Origin of the sequence: Chitinophaga sp. S165, assembly GCF_003182155.1 — a bacterium.
Taxonomy (GTDB): domain Bacteria; phylum Bacteroidota; class Bacteroidia; order Chitinophagales; family Chitinophagaceae; genus Chitinophaga.
Window position 1 is genome coordinate 399,790 of sequence record NZ_QGTG01000002.1, and the last position, 20,669, is coordinate 420,458.

Sequence of the window (20,669 nt, forward strand, 5' to 3'; positions counted from 1 at the left end):
TGTAAAAATAAAGGGTAACCTAATTGCTGAAGTTACCCCTCTTTTTATTTATAGAATCGTTAAATTTCTCAGACAGATTTCACACTCAGGAATTGTTCCCAGTCTTTCAGTTTCTCACCCTTCAATACACGTGGGAATTTATTCATTGCGCCTTCTTTTCCTTTTGCCCTCATATAGTCAATGAACACTTCGTTCGGCATAACCTCTACGAATAGTTCTTTCAGCGCAGAAGTCCTTTCCACAGCGTAATCATCATTCACTTCACTCAATGTCTGATCGATGATTTCACGGACACGGTTGCTGTCTACATTCACATCGTCAGTACCAATATACCAACGGTGTGCGAACAGGCTTTCGTAAGGGAAACCGGCTACGGTGAATTCTTTGATGGTGATGCCCATCTTCTTCTGCACCATGTCGATCGCCTTATTCATATTGTCGATGCTCATGTGTTCTCCGCACAAACTCAGGAACTGCTTGGTACGGCCAACGATCGTGATCTCATGTTCTTTTACGGAAGTGAACTTCACTACGTCGCCGATCAGGTACCGCCATGCACCGGCACAGGTAGAAAGCATTACTGCATATTCCACATCTTCTACCACTTCATGGATCATATATGCCTTCGGATTAGGTTTCACCTCACCGTCTGCCGTGAAGTTATCTTCATTGAATGGAATGAACTCATAGAAGATACCTGTGTTCAGCACCAGTTTGATCCCTTTTACACCGGGTCTTGCCTGGAAGCCGAAAGAACCTTCGGAAGCCATATAGGTTTCGATGAAATTGATCGGTTTACCCAGTAATTTCTGGAAGCTGTCACGGTAGGGTTCGAAAGATACGCCTCCGTGGATATATACGGCCAGGTTCGGCCAGATCTCATGAATGTTCTTAACTCCGTGGTATTTGATGATCTCCGCCAGTACGATCTGTACCCAGGCAGGCACACCACATACGGTACCTACGTCCCACTGGGGAGCCTTACGGACGATCAGCTTGATACGTTGTTCCCAGTTTGGCTTTTTGGAAATATTACCGCCGGGCTTGTAGAAACGCCTGAACCAGCGGGGGATGTTTTTAGCCTGAATACCACTCATGTCACCCTCATAATAATCTCCCTTTTCATAGAGGGCAGTTGTGCCGCCCAACATCAGGATCCCTTTGGTAAAGGATTTAGGAGGAATATTGAAGTTCGCCATGGAATACAGTTGCTTTACGCCCACTTTCTTGACGTTCCGCAACATGTCTTTGGTAACAGGTATATGTTTACTTGCCGACTCCGATGTACCGGAGCTAAGCGCGAAGTACTTGATCTTTTCAGGCCAGCTAACGTTTGCCTGACCTTCCAGACATTTATGCCACCACTCTGCGTGCATCTTGTTATAGTTGTGCACAGGGACAGCAGCACGGTACTGGGCCATCACATTTGGGCTATTCAGGATCTCCTGAAATTTATAATGCTGTCCAAATTGCGTGTCCTTTGCCTTCGCCAGCAGTCTGTGTAATACCTGTAACTGGTATTGGCGAGGTGTCCCTAACTTAAATGTAAATTTCTTCCTGATGCGCAGTGACCTGGATATAAGATTACCTAAAATGGCCATTAATTTACCTTCTCATTTATTAACTGCAAAAATACGCCGAATTTCGGATTGCGACGGTTTGATTTTGGATTACAGGTACCTTACCGCTGGCAATCTTATACAAACATATTACTAAAAACGATATGGTTAGAAAAAAAATTCCCGCGTACCTTTGCCCCATGTTAAAAGCTACCCTTCTCAAAGCAACACAGGCCGGTGGAGATGTTCTGAAACAGTACTTTAACGGCTCTTTTCAGGTGTCCAGCAAAAGTTCAGTGAATGACCTCGTAACGGAGGCTGATAAGAATGCAGAGACAGCCATATTCAGTGTGATCAGGGAAACATTTCCCCACCACTTTATACTCAGTGAAGAGTCTGGCGAGATCAGCAGCGATTCAAATACCAAGTGGATCATCGATCCCCTTGACGGTACGGTGAACTTTGCGCATGGTATTCCCATCTGTTGTGTTTCTATTGGCATTGAGCAGGACGGCGAAATGATCCTGGGTGCTGTATACAACCCTTTCCTGAACGAATTCTTCGTTGCTGAAAAGGGCCAGGGAGCTACGCTCAATGATAAACCCATCCGCGTTTCGGCTAAAGAAGAGATGAACAAGGCCTGTATGGTTACCGGCTTCCCTTATACCTGGAAAGAATATACTCACAGTCCAATTGATGTATTCGAGTACTTCGTAAAACAGGGACAACCTGTACGCAGGCTGGGTTCTGCCGCTATCGATCTTTGCTGGGTAGCTGCGGGCCGCTTTGACGGCTATTATGAACACAGCCTGAATGCCTGGGATGCTGCCGCAGGCTTCCTCATGGTAGAAGAAGCAGGTGGAAAGGTTACCGATTTCAAAGGTCACCGCTACTCTCCTTACCAACGTACGCTGATAGCTACAAACGGTCTCATTCACGAGCCACTGATTGACATTGTAAACGGAAAATACTGATCTAATTTCATACACCATGAGTGACGAAAGAACAGAGATAAACTCCCTCGGGGAGTTCGGACTGATAGAACTGCTTACCAAAAATATAGAGATCCAGCAAGTCAGCACCGTGCTTGGTGTTGGCGACGACGCTGCTGTTATTGATCATTTTGGCCGTCAGACAGTGATCTCTACAGATATGCTGATAGAAGGCATACACTTTGACCTGATGTATACTCCGCTCAAACACCTGGGGTATAAATCTGTCGTAGTGAACCTCTCTGACATATACGCCATGAACGCGACCCCTACTCAGATCACCATGAGCATTGCGTTCAGCAATCGTTTTTCTGTAGATGCACTGAATGAGTTTTATGAAGGTGTATATGCTGCCTGCGAGAAATACGGCGTAGATCTCATCGGCGGAGATACCACTTCTTCACAGAAAGGTTTTGTGATCAGTGTAACAGCCATCGGTGAAGTAGCTCCCGACAAGTTCGTAAAGCGTTCCACCGCCCAGAAAGGCGACCTGCTTTGCGTATCCGGTGATCTTGGCGCGGCTTACCTCGGGCTGACACTCCTTGAAAGGGAAAAACAGATCTACCTGGAAAGTCCGCAACTGCAGCCTGACCTGGAGAACCAGACTTACATTATAGGCCGTCAGTTAAAACCTGAAGCCCGTCGCGATATCATTGAATTCCTGCAGGAACAGGATATCCAGCCTACAGCAATGATGGATGTGAGTGATGGATTAAGCTCAGAAATATTGCACATCTGCAAACAGAGCAACCTCGGAGTAGTGTTATATGAGGAGAAGATCCCTATTGCCAATGAAACAAAAGAGATGGCGCTGAAATTTTCTCTTGATCCCACAGCGGCAGCCCTTAGCGGCGGAGAAGATTATGAACTGCTCTTTACTATGAAGCAGGAAGATTACGATAAGATCGTGTTGTCTGAGCAGATCAGTGTGATCGGGTATATGGCCGACATCAGTGAAGGTGCACATATACTGACCAAAGGCGGTAATAAATTCAAACTGGTGGCACAGGGCTGGAACGCTTTCCAGCAATAAGACATAAAAAAAGAACCAGGAATTGGATGCATGCGATCATCTTCGCATAAGTTCAATTCCTGGTTCTTTTTTTATTATTTATTCCACCACTACAGTCACTGTCTGACTATTATGCGTCGGGAAAAGTATGCCTGCAAATACACAGAATTTCAATTGATACGTTCCCGGTTTGTCCGGTACGATCACCTCCATACGGATGATACGTCTATCTATCGCCCTGCTTAATACCAGGTCGGATTTCACGCCGCCCAATACCTTTTCCTTCTGTGCAAATCCGTAGCCTATCACTGCTTCGTGCGCCTTATCTACCGGTACCGGTTCATTATAACCATTCTTTAACTGCAGAATAAAAGGCATGCGCTCGCCCCGTTTCACCTTCACATATTTCATTGCCGGCACAAGTGTGATCAGCGAATAGGAATAATAAGGGTCCTGGTCGTAAGCATTCCATGGTCCTTTAACAGTGTTGAAACTATCTGTATATGGTAAAGTATTATCAGGAGTAAAAGTGATCAGCACTGGTTTTCCCCATAGTTGTTTCTCCGTATCCCAGTAGTTGTATTGGTTCCGGCGCGTATAGCGGTTGTTAACCACATATGCCAGTTCTCCACTGTAGAACATATACTTCGAAGGCCACTGATAACTGTTGATGAAAACAACTGGCCTGCCTGCTGCCTGCCGTTTTATTTCTGCTGCCCAGGGCTTATTGTGATGGATCTCCGGACGCACTTTCACCCCCGGCATAAAGTCCCACACCATATAGACACGTGTGATAGCCACCAGGATCAGTGTGAATACTGCCAGGTAAGGTAGTATGCGGAGTGACCATTTTAGTGAGCGTTTGCGACGTACCGCCTGATGTGCCAATACCATAGCCGGTGTAAACAACATCACTGTCCAGTTGGCCTCTACCCTGCCTTTGAAAGTACTGATCAGGAAGAATGTCAGCACACCTATGAGAGAGAATTTCAAAGCCCTTTCAAAAGCACTCTGAATAGGACAAACGAAGCCATAGTATAAGATCAGCCATCCGGCCACCGGACCAAATAAAAGGAGTTGCCCCAGGATATACTCTACTGTAAAGCTAATATTGTATGTACTGGCATTCCTCTCTACCAGGTGATATTGCAGGGATGGGAAATCATGTGCATACTGCCAGTATAGATGTGGCAGGAACAATATGCTGGTAATGATACAGGCAACATAGAATTTAAATACCCGCAGCAGGTTCAGGTTAGAAATAACGGTGAAGCCTACCAGCAGAATACCGTGGTATTTACTATAGAACATCAGCGCCATGCTTAAAGCCAGCAGCAAGGTATTTTTCCAGCTCTGCTGTTCCAGGAAATTGCGGTATACCAGGAAGTAGAATGCAGCAAAGAAGACCAGCGGTACGTCCGGCACTGCCAGCATACCTCCCAATTGCATAGCCGCCATTACACACAGCAGCAGGTAGAACAGGCGGTTATCCCTTCTGGGTATCAGCTTATCAGTGATGATCAGTGTAAGCACATTCAGGATCACCATACACAAACGAACACCGAACTCATTATGGAACAGCGCATACCCGATCTTGATGAGCAGCGCCACCATTGGCGGATGGTCAAAATATCCCCAGTCGAGGTGACGGGAATATACCCAGTAGTAGGCTTCATCATCCATCAACTCGGTAAATCCAGCCTGTAACAGCCCAAGTAAAAGCCATACCAGGAAAAATAAGTTCTTGTACTGGTCTTTCTTAAAGAAGTGTGTGATGCCCATGAAAATTACAGGTTGAAACCGCTAAGATAACCCAATTAACTGTTTCAAGTCCCAATCAGTATCTAACACGACCATAGTATCCAGGTAACCCGGTGCTATTTTTCCCAGTTCATGAGACACGCCAGCTACGATAGCCGGATAGGTAGAAGCCATACGCAGGGCCTCTTCCGGCAGGATGCCCACCTTTGTGATACAGTTTTTCAGGGCTTTATGCATCGTCAGTTTGGAGCCTGCCAGCACACCTTGTGCATTTACATAACGGTCTGATTCTTCCACATATACATAATCTCCTTCAGCACAGGCCACTACGGCATCGGTGATCAGGAACAAGCGTTCGCCCATTATCTTCTTACTGATACGTACCGAATGAAAGTCAACGTGTACACCATCTGCTACAATGCTGGCATACACAGACGGATGATCGTAGATGGCACCTACCAGACCGGGGGCCCGGCCCTGTAGTGGAGACATGGCATTGAACAAGTGCGTACTGGTGGTAATACCATCTTCAAATGATTGGTAGGCCGTAGCATAATCGGCGTTGCTATGACCGGCAGACACCACGACGCCTGCATCCTGCAATTGCTTTACCAGCGCCGGATCACAGCACTCAGGTGCAAGCGTCATCATTTTAATAACGCCTTTTCCGATAGCCAGCAATTCATTAATATCGGCGGCAGTGGGTTGTTTGATGTATTGAATAAGATGTGCTCCTTTTTTCTCGGGGTTCATGAATGGCCCTTCGAGGTGAAGGCCCAGTACGCCTTTACCTCCTTCCGCCCAGTATTGGCGTACTGCTTCAATGGACTTCCGCATTACTTCCGGGGAGTGGGTAGGAATGGTGGGCAGGAAAAAACCGGCTCCGCCACTACAACAATAGTCGTAGGTAGCTTTTAAAGTAGCCGTATCTGGTGTGAAAGGGAATAGTTTACCGTTACCGCCATAGATCTGCAGATCGATAAAACCAGGTGCGAGTATCGCCCCTTTCAGATCGGTCAGTTCCGCATTTTCCGGCACCTGTGCCTGCGGTACGACTTGTTGTATGCGGCCATTTTCTGTAATAACAGCATAGCCGTCCAGCCATAAATCTCCTGTGAAAATCCGTGAGTTAATGTACGCCCTAAGCATTGACAATGTTTTTAGTATCTATGATAACAGTCATAGTCAATACCAGCCGGCAAATCCCATGAACTGCGTTATACTTCGTATAATTCCAGCGGCAGACCGTCAGGATCGGTAAAAAAGGTAAACCGTCTGCCGGTATAAGGATCTGTGCGTATAGGCTCGGGAGTTACATTATGGGTTTTCAGATGGGCTACCACCTGTTCAATATTATTCACTGAAAAGGCCAGGTGCCTCAATCCGACAGCTTCCGGCCCGCTTACTCTTGGCGGCGGGTCGGGAAAGGAAAACAACTCTATCACATAATGACCGTTCAGTGCCAGGTCCAGCTTATACGACCGGCGTTCCAGCCTGTAAACTTCACGTATGATCTTTAGTCCGAGCACTTCTGTATAAAAACGCTTACTTCGCTCATAGTCAGCGCAAATGATAGCTATATGGTGTATGGCCTTCAACATTAAAATACCTGGAATTTATCTGCATCCTTCAGGAAAGGAAAGTTCTTCCTTACCTCGTCCAGGCGGGAGCGTTCTAGTGTGGTAGTAAAAATATCCTCGTCGTTTGATTTCCTGTAAAGGATCTCTCCCAGAGGGTCTATCAGGCTGGAATCGCCACTGTGATAAATGTTGTTACCGTCGTTGCCTACCCTGTTCACGCCAATAGCATAAGCCTGATTTTCGATAGCTCGTGCATGGATCAGGGTTTTCCAGGGCGTACTTCTCCTTTCGGGCCAGTTAGCAACGTTGATCAGTATATCGTATTCAGGTGCGCCGGTTTCCGGAGATATCGCGTTCCTGGACCATACCGGGAAACGCAGGTCATAACAAACGTTCAGGCAGATCTTCCAGCCTTTTACCTGGGCTATCAGGCGTTTATCGCCAGCCTGGTAATGCTCATGCTCTCCGGCATAGCCGAAAAGATGACGTTTATCGTAGGTACCATAAACACCGTTAGGCTGCATCCATAGCAGTCGGTTCAGGTAATGTCCGTCTTCTTCGATGATCAGGCTTCCGGTGATGATAACATTTTTCTCAGCAGCCTTCTTCTTCATCCACTGTACCGCACTGCCGTCCATAGTCTGCGCCAGTTTTTCAGGGGCCATACTGAAGCCTGTACTGAACATTTCCGGTAATATCACTACTTCCGTCCGTTCCTGAATTGAATTGATCTTTTCATCGAACATGCGAAGATTCTCTTCTATATTTTCCCAGTGCAGGTTAGTTTGTACAAGCGTTACCTTCAGGTCTGACATATTTTTAAATTAAATTTCCTTCTCGCAAATTACGATGACTTCGTTTAAAAACTATGAAAATTATCCGGCATCTATCCGGGTTCTTTTGCGATTTGTTCAACAATATCCTGGATCAGCTCGGGCTCGTACCCCTTTTGCAACAGGTATTGCATAGTTTTATACTTCCTTTTCAGGTATTGTTCCCCTTTCAGCGAAGCGTATTTTCTGGCCGCCAGATTGGTTAACGTTTTGTCATAATCCTCATCATCAATCTCCTCCATCCCCTTTTTAATACAGTAAGCTGAGACCTGACGCTGTTTCAGTTCCTGCTGGATCTTCTTACGTCCCCACTGTTTTGTGCGGAATTTCCCCCCTGCAAAGGCGCGGGCGAAGCGTTCCTCATTCAGGAAATTGTCAGAGATCAGCTCTGCTATGGCTGCATCGATCTCATCGCCGCGAAGGCCCAGCTCAATACATTTGTATTTAACCTCACTGTGGCAGCGCTCCTGATAGGCACAATAATGACGCAGTTTGAGTATGACGGAGGTCATGTCTGTATAAATAAAAGCTGCAAGAGATGGGTATGCCCCTCCTCTTGCAGCCAGTTATAGTACGGTTATTTTTTAACGATCATCAGGCGGGCATAGTTCAGCATGATCTTCTTCTCGCCCCCTCCCTTAGGGAAGTTCACCGTTGCGATACGGTTGTTCATTGGTCCTTCCATGGTCAGGATAGTACCGAAACCGAATTTCTGATGCTCCACTTCCATACCTGCCTCCATAGTAGCCGGATCGTCCGGGGTAAAGTTAGGAGACGGTACATGGTTGCTGGGAGCCGCATTCGGGACAGGTCTTGCTGCCGGACGGGGACCGGAAGGCTGTTGTTGAGCCGCCGGCGACTTCTTCTGCATGCGGTCAAACATATTGCCTCCGCCGCTATTACCCCATAAACCGTTACCGCTGTTGATAGGGCTGCGGTTTACATTGCCTCCACCTGCATAACTGCGGTCGATGTATTTTTCAGGCATCTCTTCCAGGAAACGGCTGGATTCGTTGTTCACCAGCTGTCCGAAGCGATACCGGCTGTTAGCGTATGTCAGGAACAGGCGGGACTTTGCACGGGTGATCACTACATAGAACAGGCGGCGTTCTTCTTCCAGTTCCTCCCTTGAGTTGATGGATAAGCCACTTGGGAAAAGGTTTTCTTCTAATCCCACGGAGAATACTACCGGGAACTCCAGTCCTTTCGCCGCGTGGATGGTCATCAGCTTCACTACGTCGCTGTCTTCGTCATTCCCCTTATCTGCATCCGTCAACAGGGTGATCTGCTGCAGGTAAGTACCCAGGGATTTTTCTGATTCCACCAGTTCACCGTCTTCCGTAGGGGTTTCGGTAAATTCCTTGATGGAGTTCAGCAATTCCTGGATGTTTTCGTAACGCGCCAGTCCTTCTGTTGTTTTATCATTGAACAGTTCCTTCACAATGTTGGTAGATTTACCGACCTGTAAAGCAATGTCGTAAGCATTATGTTTGCCCAGCATAGCCTGGAAACTGCGTACCATGATCACAAAGCCTTCGATAGCTTCCAGTGTGCCGGATTTGAACCCGAACTCCTGTGCTCTTTCCAGTACGTTCCAGAAAGTGATGTTATGATCATTGGCCAGGACAGAAACCTTATCAACAGTGGTTTTACCAATACCGCGTACGGGATAGTTAATGATACGCTTCAGGCTTTCCTCTTCCTGCGGATTCGTAACGATACGCAGATAGGCGATAAAGTCCTTGATCTCTTTACGCTGATAGAAGGACAGACCTCCATAAATGCGGTAAGGAATGGCTTTACGGCGCAGGTTTTCCTCAAAGGCACGGCTCTGGGCGTTAGTCCGGTACAGGATGGCGAAATCCTTGTTTGCGTAGTGGTTGCGGAGCTTTTGCTCTGCGATGGTATCTGCCACAAACTTACCTTCCTCGTTATCGGTCATTGTCCGCACCAGTTTGATCTTTTCACCGTCACCATTATCTGTCCACAGGTTCTTTTCGATCTGGCCTTTGTTATTTGCGATCACCTCGTTGGCTACATTGAGGATGGATTTGGTACTACGATAGTTCTGTTCCAGTTTCACGACTTTAGCATCGTCATAGTCCTTTTCAAACTGGAGGATGTTCTGGATGGTAGCACCACGGAAGGAATAGATACTCTGCGCATCGTCTCCCACCACGCAGATATTTTCGTGAGCGGCACCCAGCAGTTTGATGATCTCGTACTGGGCAGGGTTGGTATCCTGGTACTCATCGATCATGATGTATTTGAACTTATGCTGGTATTTGTGCAATACTTCCGGGAAGCTTTTCAGCAATACGTACATTTTGAACAGGAGGTCGTCAAAGTCCATAGCGCCGTTCTTAAAACAGCGTTTGGCGTACATATCGTACAGCTTACCGGTAAGCGGCCTGTTGGCGCGCATATCTTCCTGCTGAACGGCATAGTCATGCTGGTACTCCTCTGGCCCCATCAGGCTGTTTTTAGCCGCGGAAATGCGATTATATACCAGGTTGGGCTTATAGTGCTTATCATCCAGATTTTGCTCGTTAATGATGGTTTTAAGCACGCTTTTGGCATCATCAGAGTCGTAGATGGTGAAGTCGTTCGGATAACCGAGGCGGTGTGCTTCTGCTCTCAGCAGGCGGGCGAACACGGAGTGGAACGTACCTATGTACAGGCTGCGGGCTTCTGTACCTCCCAGGATCTTTTCCACACGTTCCTTCATTTCACGGGCGGCCTTATTTGTAAATGTAAGCGACAGGATATTAAATGCTTCCACCCCATGACGCATCAGGTGTGCGATACGGGTAGTCAGCACTTTGGTCTTACCGGAGCCGGCGCCTGCCACGATCATCAGCGGTCCGTTAATATGTTCCACTGCCTGGCGTTGCCGCTCGTTCAATTCATCTAAATAATTTGCCTTCATTCGATTTATTAAAGTCCCGGTCTTCATCCGGGAAATGATGTTTGAATATTTAAAAGGGAAGGCATAAAAGTACGAAAGAATGCATTAAGGGAGAAAAGGAAAAAGGAGAAAGGACACAGACCTGCCGCTACGCGTGGTTTTCGCGAGCATATCCTTTCTCCCTTTTTCCGGAAGGGGTCAATATCTTGCAATACGGGATTTCAACATCTTACGGGCAAAATGAATGCGGCTCTTTACTGTTCCCAGGGGTTCGTTCAGCATCGCTGCAATTTCATAATACTTATAGCCTTCAAAATAAAGCATGAATGGCTGTTTAAATATTATGGGCAGGTTATACACCGCCATATGTACATCTTTAATGCGCAGATTAGTCTCTGCAGAATTACCGATACAAGGTTGTTGCTGATGCAGCAGATATTCTCCGGCAGAATTATCGAGCAGGCGGAACTGTCTGTTACCGCGCCGGTAATTGTTGATGAAGATATTGCGCATGATAGTATACAGCCATGCCCTGATATTGGTGCCTGCCAGGTATTTATCACGATTGGCAAGCGCGCGGAACAGCGTTTCCTGATAAAGGTCTTTTGCTGATTCCGAATCTTTTGTCAGTGTAACTGCATACGGTCTGAGAAAATCGGCATTTCCCAGGAGCAACGTATTAAATTCTGTGGATGACATAATGGTGATAGTTTAAGCATCTGAAATAATTGTTGATTCAGCTGATAAACCTGCTTTAAGGGAAACAGTTGATATTGTAAATGTCAATTATCATATGTAAGGGTATTAAGATGTACAAACAGTTATATCAGTAATGCGCAGAATGGACATTCGAATGATACTTGGGGAATAATACTGAAAGGCTGCTTTCTCAAACTAATAGTACACTTTGCTACATTGTTCACGTGTTGTTAAGTACAATAAATTGGCAGTATACGTGATCGCGTTCGAACATGGCTTATCTGCGACTTTCCGGAAAAGTCGGGATTCCGCCACCTAATGATTAAAGGTGATTCCATAATCTCTTAATTTTTGGTTTTACTTATTGGGGAATTGTCTGTGACTCTCTCTTATACGGTTCCTGAAAAATTGTTTTCTTATTGCTTAATGATTTCCACTACCCGACTTTAAGTATTTGATTTGTTCTAGCTACAGAAAATGATCTATTAAGTGTTTCGCAATTGGGTATATCAAATACTTAATCGTGCACATTAAATATGCTAAATGCAATACGAACTAAACATCCAACTAACTGACTCTTAACACAATTTAATGAAAGCAATTGTATTTACCAAAAAAAGAAGGCGGTATAACATATAAATAATAAACGCCGATTATCGCTTTTTCTATATTACGATAATCGGCGTTTTTATGTGTAAAGATGATGCTGTTATATTTTATAAACAGGCTATTTTTCTGACCCTGTTTTCATGACGGCCACCTTCGAATTGCGTATCGATGAACACGTCTACTATTTGTTTTGCTACGCCGGTATCAACAAAACGCGCAGGAATACACAATACGTTTGCGTTATTGTGAGAGCGCGCCAGGCGCGACAACTCTTCTCCCCAGCAAATAGCGGCGCGTATACCCTGGTGCTTGTTTGCCGTAATGGCTACGCCATTTCCACTGCCACATACAAGGATACCAAAAGCAGCCTGTTCTCTCTCTACCAGTGTAGCAACAGGATGCGCATAATCCGGGTAATCCGCAGAATCTTTTGAGTGTGCTCCTACGTCTTTTACTTTTAAACCCTTTCCTTCCAGGTAGGAAATGATCTCTTCTTTATATTCAAATCCCGCATGATCAGAGCCTATGGCTACTGGTAGCGTAAGATTAAATAATGGTTGTGACGACATAAAACAAAAATTTAAAAAGTGAAGCAAAGTTAGAAAGCCCAACGCGGAATACCCTATGTAGTTTACAAGGGATATTCCGCGTCATGCTTAATTATTCGGCGTCAGATCAAGACCATTCTTCTGCTTCTTTCTCTGCTTTCTCCATTCCTTTCAACGCTCTACCTGAAATATAAATACTTATTTCGTATAAAAGATATAACGGTGTAAATACTATCAGCTGATCTATCACATCCGGCGGCGTGATAACAGCAGCCAGCACCAGGATCACCACCACAGCGTGTCTGCGGTAAGTGCGCAGGAATGATGGCGTGATAAAACCGATCTTTGTCAGGAAGAAAACCAATATCGGCAATTCGAATAAAACACCCATACCCAATACGATCTGGGACATCAATCCGAAATAGTCGTCAATGAAAAACTGGTTAACCGCCTTATCTGTAACAGTATAACCTGCCAGGAAGTTGATCGTAAAAGGGGCCATCAGGAAATAGCTGAAGGAAATCCCCAGGAAGAACTGAAAAGACACCCAGAAAATAATTCCACGTGCGCCTCTTAATTCACGCTCTTTCAACGCTGGTTTAATAAAGCGCCAGAACTCCCAGAAAATATACGGGAAGGCTACTACCAGGGCAAATATGAAAGCCAGTTTGAACTGTAACATTACCTGTCCGACCAATACGTGGTTTTGGAATACGATAGGTACCGGAGTGATACAGAGCTTATCGCCCATTCCAACCGCATGACTTAACTTACATAAGGCTACATATGAAGGGAAATTAGCGTTTGTAGGGCCAAAGATCACATCGTCCAGTATTTCTTTGGTATACACAAATCCGAAAATGCTCACTACTATCAGCGCAATGATCGAACGCACTATATGCCAGCGCAGGTCTTCCAGGTGATCAAAGAAAGACATCTCTGCCTTCTCATCATTATTTGCAAAAATTTTCTTGAACATATCAGTTAATCGGGCTGTGAATGTTTTATCCTAAGGAGCACAAATATAGCTGTTGCTTTGAAGAAAACAGAGCAACTACCCTTATTAGTAGAAAGTTTTAAGCGAATTTAAAGGTCAGTGGCGTGAAAAGCTGATCAGTGATAAACCAGACCAGATAAAGGGCTTACAAACAAAATAAATTAATGTGAATTATTTGCCTTCAGGCTATAGAGAATCTTGAGGTAGTTTTAAAAAAAAGAGCCAGCCCGAGAAGAATCAAGAGCCGGCCTTTCATCCATTGTTTGTTAACCCCAAAAAAGTTGAATTCGAGAATGTCTTTGTTTCCAGATTCACATTGCATCCGATTGATGGCAAGCTTTCAAGATGTTAGTGTTTCTGGTTACTTTTAAATTTCTATCACAAAAATAGAAATAAAATATGTTATTATCAATGTTGTAACAATTTTTTTTACATCCTTTTAACAAAAATCAAATCATTGTGTTACATCATCTGCAGCAAATGTATACAATTCGTGTTAATTACCTACTACTTTTTTTAAATCGTTTTAGCAGGTGCGATGCTTAATGACACTGCAAATATATTAAAAAAATAATCACAATATCAACTATTGATTTCTTTTCTTTTATAAAAAGTAGTAAGTTCTCCTAAATAATTGACATCTAAGCAACTAAAAACCTTCATTCAAAGATAAAAAAAGTTAATTTATCCTGGTTTCATCTAAAGAACCTTCATTTTAACCATTTCGATCCTGGTTTCCGTCACATTTAACACATCGAACTCATAATCGTCGATAATGATCCGCTCTTTCAGCCTCGGGATCTTTTCATGGTGATTAATGATATAACCGGACAATGTTTCGCTCTCATCTTCCGGAAAATCAAAACCATATTTTTCATTCAGGAAATCCAGTTCCAGTCTTCCGGAGAAAATATACTCCTTCTCAGCTATCTGCTTTTCCACGAATTCCTCTACATCATGCTCATCCTTGATCTCTCCAAAGATCTCCTCCAATACGTCTTCAATAGTCACTATCCCCGCCGTTCCTCCAAATTCATCTACCACCCAGGCAATGCTCTTACGCTCTTTATTAAACTTGCTCAACAGGTCTATAGCGCTCATCGTTTCCGGTACTGCAAGAATGGGATGCAGGATAGTGGAAATTTCCGCCGGACTTTTAAACATGTCCAGCTGATGGATATATCCGAGTATGTTGTCGATCGTTTCTTCGTAGATAATGATCTTGGAGAGTTTCGTCTCCATGAACTTCGTCTGAGCTGCTGAAATCGGGCTGCCGATCTCCAGTGCTTCTATTTCCTTACGGGGTATGAGGCAACCACGGATCTTAACGTGTGCAAGCGATAATGCATTTTCAAACAGCTCGGTATTCAGCTCCTGGTTTTCCGTCATATGCTGTTGCGACTGACGGATGAAATGTTCCACATCCACCCGGGGAAAAGAAGTGGCACTTTCAACGATCCGCACATTGAACAGGTATTTCAGGATCCATTCAGAAATGGACACCAGCAGGCTGCCTATTACATACAGTGGTTTGGATATCACGGAAATGGGTAAGGCAAAAAAGCTGAGCAATGCTTCAGGGCGTGAACGAAACACGGCCCGGGGAATAAAAAAGCCTAACGTCAGCAGGATCAACGTTCCGAATATCACATCAATGAACAAGAAGATCGGCTGTTGAACAGTGTTTTGCTGGGGGGACAACATGAGGTTCCACAATGGCTGCAGGACGCTATGGAACATAATTCCGTATATCACTACAACAATGGTTAATCCCAGCAAACTGGTAGCCAGAAAGCGGGAAGGATTGTCGTTAAAGCTCGCCAGTATCTTACCGGTAGCCCGCCCCTGTTTCTTTTTCAGCTCAATGCTCAACTTGTTCACATTGGCGAAAGCCGTTTCCAGCCCTGCAAAGAAACCAGCCAGCAATACCAGTATGGCCAGGATCAGGAGTGTATAAGTATCCATAATATAGTTCAAAAGTAAGGAATTATAGATTCCACATAATAGGTACGGTCATTCTTCATACAAAGATTGCACCGGAACATTATGTCATCACTGCAGGAATGCCGTTACCAGTTTTTTTACTGCGGCATACGCTGTTTCCAGGTCATCGTTCACTACTATTTCATCAAATTCATGGGAGAATGACAACTCATAACGGGCCTTACCCAGCCTTTCCTCCAGGGATGCCTGGGTTTCAGTACCACGTTCGCTGAGGCGTACCCGTAAGGTATCCAGTGTTGGCGGTGCTATGAAAATGGTCAGGACGCCGGTGTGGTATTTCTCCTTTATAGACAGGGCGCCTTTTACATCAATATCCACCATGGGTACTTTCGCGTCGTCCCATATACGTTGCAACTCACTTTTCAGTGTTCCATAATATTTCCCGGCATATACCATTTCATATTCCGCAAAGGCGTTATCATCTATTTTCTGATGAAAATCGTCCAGGGACAGGAAATAGTAATCCCTGCCATGAACTTCTGTTTCCCTGGCAGTGCGGGTTGTAGCTGAAATAGAGAATGCGAGCTGCGGCAGTTCTGACAGCAGCTTCTTTACGATGGTGGTTTTTCCTGCTCCGGAGGGGGCAGTAATAATGATGATCTTATTGGTCATGTTCTTAAGCTAGTTATCCCGGTTCCGCTATAAATCACAAGCTGCAAGAGATTGGTGCGGGCATTTACCATATGAAATATGATCGTTCGCGCCAATCTCTTGCAGCTTGTAGTAATCTTATAAATCTCAGACCCTTTTAATATCTGCACCGAGTTTTCTCAATCGCTCATCGATGTATTGATAACCGCGGTCTATCTGTTCAATATTCTGAATGGTGCTCTTTCCTTCTGCGCTCAGTGCGGCGATCAGCAAAGATACACCTGCACGGATATCCGGAGAGGACATTGTAATTCCTCTGAGTGCATGTTGTCTTCCCAGGCCTATCACCACTGCACGGTGCGGATCGCACAATACGATCTGCGCGCCCATATCTATCAGTTTGTCCACAAAGAACAACCTGCTTTCGAACATCTTCTGGTGGATCATTACGCTACCTTTTGCCTGTGTGGCTACTACCAGCACAATGCTCAACAGGTCGGGCGTGAATCCCGGCCATGGATGGTCGGATATAGTGAGGATGGACCCATCCAGGAAAGTCTGGATCTCATATTTCTCCTGTGCAGGAATATAAATATCATTGTCACGGATCTCCAGTTCAATACCCAGCTGACGGAACTTCTCAGGAATGATACCCAGATGTTGCACACCGGCGTTCTTGATGGTGATCTCGGATTGCGTCATAGCCGCAAGTCCGATGAAGGAACCGATCTCGATCATATCCGGCAACATGGCATGGCTGCAACCTTTCAGGGAAGGAACGCCCTGAATGGTGAGCAGGTTAGACCCTACGCCGTTGATGTTAGCGCCCATACTGTTCAGCATTTTGCATAGCTGCTGCAGGTAAGGCTCACATGCTGCATTATAGATAGTCGTTACTCCGCTGGCCATTACTGCTGCCATTACAATGTTGGCAGTACCTGTAACGGATGGTTCGTCCAGCAGCATATATGCTCCTTTCAGGCCACCGTCTCCGGCTTCCAGGCGGAAGTAGTTATCATCATTGTCGTATACGAACTTAACGCCCAGCTTTTCGAACCCGATGATATGCGTATCCAGCCGGCGACGACCTATTTTATCGCCACCTGGTTTTGGAATGTACGCTTTACCGAAGCGGGCCAGCAAGGGACCAGCAATCATTACTGAACCTCTCAACCTGCCGGATTTCTTTTTGAATTCTGCACTCTCGAGGTACGGAAGATTGATCTGGTCTGCCTGAAACTCGCAAGTATCACGGCTGATCCTGTTAATTTTCACGCCCATATCACCCAGCAACTCTATGAGCAGATTCACATCAAGTATATCGGGAATGTTGCTGATGGTTACTTTCTCGGCTGTCAGGAGGACAGCGCTGATAATCTGTAAAGCTTCGTTTTTGGCACCCTGGGGCACAATTTCCCCTTTAAGACGGTTGCCGCCTCTTACTTCAAAAGCACTACTCACTTGTTCCTGTTTTTATTGTATTTGTTGTTACTGTGCTTGTTACTGTTTTTCCCGCTGTTGTTTTTAAACTTGTTCTGCTGGAAGCTTTTACGTTTGTTGCTTCCGCCGCCACTGTTGCTTGTACGTGGCAGGAACTCAGCGCTTGTATTGAAGTTAGGAGCGTTGGCAATTGCAGCTGCACTTGGAGGAGGTGTATACCCTGGCTGGAATTCCAGCTTGCCATCTGTGATGGTGTTTAACTCAGCTTTGATAGCATCGTCGTGTACACTTTCTTTATGCCAGTTGCTATAGGCCAGTTTCATATAGTTGCCCACACATTGTGTGAACCCTTCTTTCTTTTCAGGGTTTTCCTCATTGATCGCTTTATCGATCACCATCTCCAGGTTTTTACCGAAGTGACGGTTACGTGGATACTTCTTAGGGTATGGCAAACGCTCTGGTTTTGCTCTCAGTGTCTCCCTGGTAGGGATCGGATACGGAGATTCAACATCCAGTTTGAAATCGGATATTAAAAACAAATGGTCCCATAGTTTATGCCTGAAGTCCTCTACGTTGCGAAGGTGAGGATTCAGTGTACCCATCAGTTCGATCAGCGACATTGCATTACGTTGACGGTGGTCCATATCCTCGATGCTCAGCACATATTCTATCATCTTCTGGATATTCCTTCCGTACTCCTTCATTATCAAATGATTACGGGTTGTATTGTATTCCATATGGCTAATTAAAAAATAATATCTGTGTAAACGTTGAAAGGTAAGATCTGCTTGCGCATTCACAAAGCAACAAAACGCTGATTGGAGAACATCTTTGTACCTGGTCTTCTAGCCAGGACGGAATGACTTTTAATGTGAAAGCAACCGTTCCTTGCAAACATACCAAAAAAAATACTAATTAAGAATTATTCAAAGGCCAGTTTACCCCAGTTTTCAAGCTCTTCCTCTGTCCAGATCTCCGGGAAGAACACAATACGCTTATGGCGGGGCGGCAGGTACTGCTGCCAGTTAGTACCACCGGTAGCCGCAATATCTTCCGGTTTACGGTTCAGATATCTTACGGCAGATTTATAATGCATCAGCGGCCACTTTACATTGATGTTCAGGTCATACTCCTTTAACAGCGGCATTACCTCTTCCTGTACTTCAGGGGGTAGCTGTTTGTATCGCAGCTGCATATTGTTCTGCTGGTAACGCTCTGCCAGGAACAGGAACTCATGCATGTATTTCTGCTCAAACTGGCGCAGGGTCAGTGTTTTCTTGCCGGTAGCCAGCTCTGTGGCCCCGCTGCGCCAATAGATATTATCCAGTACTTCAGACAGCTCTTTTCCAGCCAGCCCTGCCCTTTGCGGCTCATAAACAAGGTTTACGAGGCCGGTGGAACAGATCTCTATTTTACGGAATTGTCCGCTCTGGAAGCCGCTGGCTGGCAACAAGGCCATTCTGAACTTTAGGAACTGCTCTTTATCCATCCCGTCTACCATGATCTCGAAAGAGTTGATCAGGTTGCGGAAATAGTTATTGATACGCTTTAACTGCGTCTTGAAAAGGTCTGCCGTCAGTTCAGGCGCCTGGCATACCTGCTCGATGGCCTGTAATGTCAGTTTAAAGTACAGTTCTGTGATCTGATGGTAGATAATAAAGATGTTCTCATCAGGTATGGGAGTACGGGGATGTTGCAGATTTAATAATACGTCCAGTTGAATGTAATCCCAATAGGTAAGGTAATCGGCATACAGGAGCCCGTCAAGATAAGAAGAAAGGTCCTGGCCCATAGCGGCATACTTTTCTTCCAGCCGCTTAATTTTGTCGGCAATTTCTGTTGTAACCATAGCAATAAAATTAAATGATCCCTTCCCGGCCACCTGGTTGTCCGGATGCTACAATATAAGCAGACAGGAAGGGTTGGCAGGGGTATCCCCTATTCCACAACGTTGATAGTGCGGTAAAAGCTTTCTTCCAGTGAAATCAGTGTCTCGGTCCTTTCTATACCTTTAATCTTCTGTAATTCGTCATGCAGGATCCTTCTCAGCTGGCTGATGTCCTTGCAGATGATCTCTGCGAACATACTATAACTGCCAGTAGTGTAGTTCAGGCGAACCATTTCGGGGATCTTGCGTAATTCTTTGGCCACAGTGTCATACATGGAACTTTTCTCGAGGTAGATACCGATAAAGGCAATCACGTCATAACCAATCATTTTTAAATCTACGTGCAATTTCGTACCTTTAACGATACCCAGTTCTTGCAATTTCTTCATTCTAACGTGGATCGTGCCACCGGAAACGAAAAGCTTCTTCCCGAGGTCAGCGTAGGAGATTTCTGCATTATGCATCATTTCACTGATGATCTGCAAATCTAGTTTGTCAATATTCAAATTGTGGCTCATTTTTACAATTTGTTTTGGATTGTTTTAAACCTATATGCAAATATTTGAAAAATTTCGAAAATTCAAAAATTTTTCTTAAAAAATTTGCAAGAAAACGGTTATGTCTTTAGATTTGCATCATAATAGTTCTTCAAACGGCGGTTTTCAACAAATAGTTCAGCCTAAAAACTAAACGAAATTGAAAAAACACTGCAAAATATTGAAAAACTAGCTCTTTTAAATTGTGGGGTGATGAAACTGGCAGACATGCCCTCTTGTCTCGGGGGTGGGGATCACAGGATAAACACAGCATAATGGGTTGACCACTAATCTTATTTGTGCTGCGGCTAACTGCCTCGTGAAGGTTCGACTCCTTCCCCTACAGCGATTTAAAACCTGTTCCGTCTCAGATGGAGCAGGTTTTTCTCATTTAAGGCACCTCATCTTCCTCTACAAGCCGACATGAAGTCCAGCTTACCGATACTTTGAGATCCGGAATTAACCACAGACATTAAAATTACAGACCGAACATCCTTTCTGCCTCCCTCAGGTAAGCCATTTATCGGCTTCATGTAAGCTTACTAAAACGGCACTAAAAGGGCATTAAAAGGGTATCTATATATCAAATCGATATTGAAGTGACCTTTAAATGATATTTTAATGCCCATTCAATATAGTTACCTGTGCCTTAGAAATACGAGATAGTAAGATTGACAAAGCGACTTAACCCGGGGCCTCGAGTACGCCTTAT

At 45.0% G+C, this 20,669-nt stretch carries 18 protein-coding genes; 2 read left to right on the forward strand and 16 right to left on the reverse strand.

All coding sequences use genetic code 11. The features are described from left to right. Positions 1-68: 68 nt before the first annotated feature. Entirely contained in the window at positions 69-1,601 is a 1,533-nt protein-coding gene (locus C7475_RS09765; RefSeq protein WP_110053176.1) for a GH3 auxin-responsive promoter family protein, read from the reverse strand. Between the two features lie 158 nt (positions 1,602-1,759). Between C7475_RS09765 and C7475_RS09770 the strand changes: the two genes are divergently transcribed. Both C7475_RS09770 and thiL read left to right on the forward strand, forming a co-directional pair. Next, entirely contained in the window at positions 1,760-2,533 is a 774-nt protein-coding gene (locus C7475_RS09770; protein WP_199236201.1) for an inositol monophosphatase family protein, read from the forward strand. Positions 2,534-2,549: 16 nt separating this feature from the next. Then, positions 2,550-3,584, forward strand: coding sequence for a thiamine-phosphate kinase (gene thiL / locus C7475_RS09775; RefSeq protein ID WP_110053178.1), 1,035 nt, complete (start codon positions 2,550-2,552; stop codon positions 3,582-3,584). Between the two features lie 78 nt (positions 3,585-3,662). Here thiL and C7475_RS09780 read toward each other — a convergent pair whose 3' ends face one another. The 15 genes from C7475_RS09780 to C7475_RS09850 all read right to left on the reverse strand — a co-directional run bounded on the left by C7475_RS09780 (position 3,663) and on the right by C7475_RS09850 (position 19,939). Further along, complete coding sequence (locus C7475_RS09780) at positions 3,663-5,345, reverse strand: glycosyltransferase family 39 protein (RefSeq protein WP_110053179.1); 1,683 nt, start codon at positions 5,343-5,345, stop codon at positions 3,663-3,665. 21 nt (positions 5,346-5,366) lie between these two features. Then, positions 5,367-6,473, reverse strand: coding sequence for an N-acetylglucosamine-6-phosphate deacetylase (nagA, locus tag C7475_RS09785; RefSeq protein WP_110053180.1), 1,107 nt, complete (start codon positions 6,471-6,473; stop codon positions 5,367-5,369). A 68-nt stretch (positions 6,474-6,541) separates the two neighbouring features. Next, positions 6,542-6,925, reverse strand: coding sequence for a VOC family protein (locus C7475_RS09790; RefSeq protein ID WP_110053181.1), 384 nt, complete (start codon positions 6,923-6,925; stop codon positions 6,542-6,544). After that, positions 6,925-7,719 (reverse strand): amidohydrolase, encoded by a 795-nt coding sequence (locus tag C7475_RS09795; RefSeq protein WP_110053182.1) that lies wholly within the window; start codon positions 7,717-7,719, stop codon positions 6,925-6,927. Before C7475_RS09795 ends, C7475_RS09790 begins: the two co-directional genes overlap by 1 nt. Before the next feature lie 71 nt (positions 7,720-7,790). Further along, entirely contained in the window at positions 7,791-8,249 is a 459-nt protein-coding gene (locus tag C7475_RS09800; protein ID WP_110053183.1) for a regulatory protein RecX, read from the reverse strand. Positions 8,250-8,314: 65 nt separating this feature from the next. Continuing rightward, positions 8,315-10,666, reverse strand: a complete 2,352-nt coding sequence (locus tag C7475_RS09805) for an ATP-dependent helicase (protein ID WP_110053184.1) — start codon at positions 10,664-10,666, stop codon at positions 8,315-8,317. 177 nt (positions 10,667-10,843) lie between these two features. Further along, positions 10,844-11,344, reverse strand: a complete 501-nt coding sequence (locus C7475_RS09810; RefSeq protein ID WP_106600349.1) for an RNA polymerase sigma factor — start codon at positions 11,342-11,344, stop codon at positions 10,844-10,846. 716 nt (positions 11,345-12,060) lie between these two features. Then, positions 12,061-12,522 (reverse strand): ribose 5-phosphate isomerase B, encoded by a 462-nt coding sequence (gene rpiB, locus C7475_RS09815; RefSeq protein ID WP_110053185.1) that lies wholly within the window; start codon positions 12,520-12,522, stop codon positions 12,061-12,063. 106 nt (positions 12,523-12,628) lie between these two features. After that, entirely contained in the window at positions 12,629-13,480 is an 852-nt protein-coding gene (gene tatC, locus C7475_RS09820; protein WP_110053186.1) for a twin-arginine translocase subunit TatC, read from the reverse strand. A 717-nt stretch (positions 13,481-14,197) separates the two neighbouring features. Next, positions 14,198-15,475 (reverse strand): hemolysin family protein, encoded by a 1,278-nt coding sequence (locus C7475_RS09825; RefSeq protein WP_233259810.1) that lies wholly within the window; start codon positions 15,473-15,475, stop codon positions 14,198-14,200. Positions 15,476-15,550: 75 nt separating this feature from the next. After that, positions 15,551-16,114: a guanylate kinase gene (gene gmk / locus C7475_RS09830; protein ID WP_110053188.1), complete on the reverse strand. Its 564-nt coding sequence runs from the start codon at positions 16,112-16,114 to the stop codon at positions 15,551-15,553. A gap of 126 nt (positions 16,115-16,240) precedes the next feature. Further along, positions 16,241-17,554, reverse strand: coding sequence for a UDP-N-acetylglucosamine 1-carboxyvinyltransferase (gene murA / locus C7475_RS09835; RefSeq protein WP_110053189.1), 1,314 nt, complete (start codon positions 17,552-17,554; stop codon positions 16,241-16,243). Then, complete coding sequence (locus C7475_RS09840; protein WP_110053190.1) at positions 17,551-18,270, reverse strand: DUF4290 domain-containing protein; 720 nt, start codon at positions 18,268-18,270, stop codon at positions 17,551-17,553. Before C7475_RS09840 ends, murA begins: the two co-directional genes overlap by 4 nt. A 185-nt stretch (positions 18,271-18,455) precedes the next feature. Continuing rightward, the gene (locus tag C7475_RS09845) at positions 18,456-19,382 is read right to left on the reverse strand and encodes a tryptophan 2,3-dioxygenase family protein (RefSeq protein WP_110053191.1); all 927 of its coding nucleotides are present in this window, start codon (positions 19,380-19,382) and stop codon (positions 18,456-18,458) included. Between the two features lie 89 nt (positions 19,383-19,471). Next, positions 19,472-19,939, reverse strand: a complete 468-nt coding sequence (locus C7475_RS09850; RefSeq protein ID WP_110053192.1) for an Lrp/AsnC ligand binding domain-containing protein — start codon at positions 19,937-19,939, stop codon at positions 19,472-19,474. Positions 19,940-20,669 lie beyond the last annotated feature (730 nt).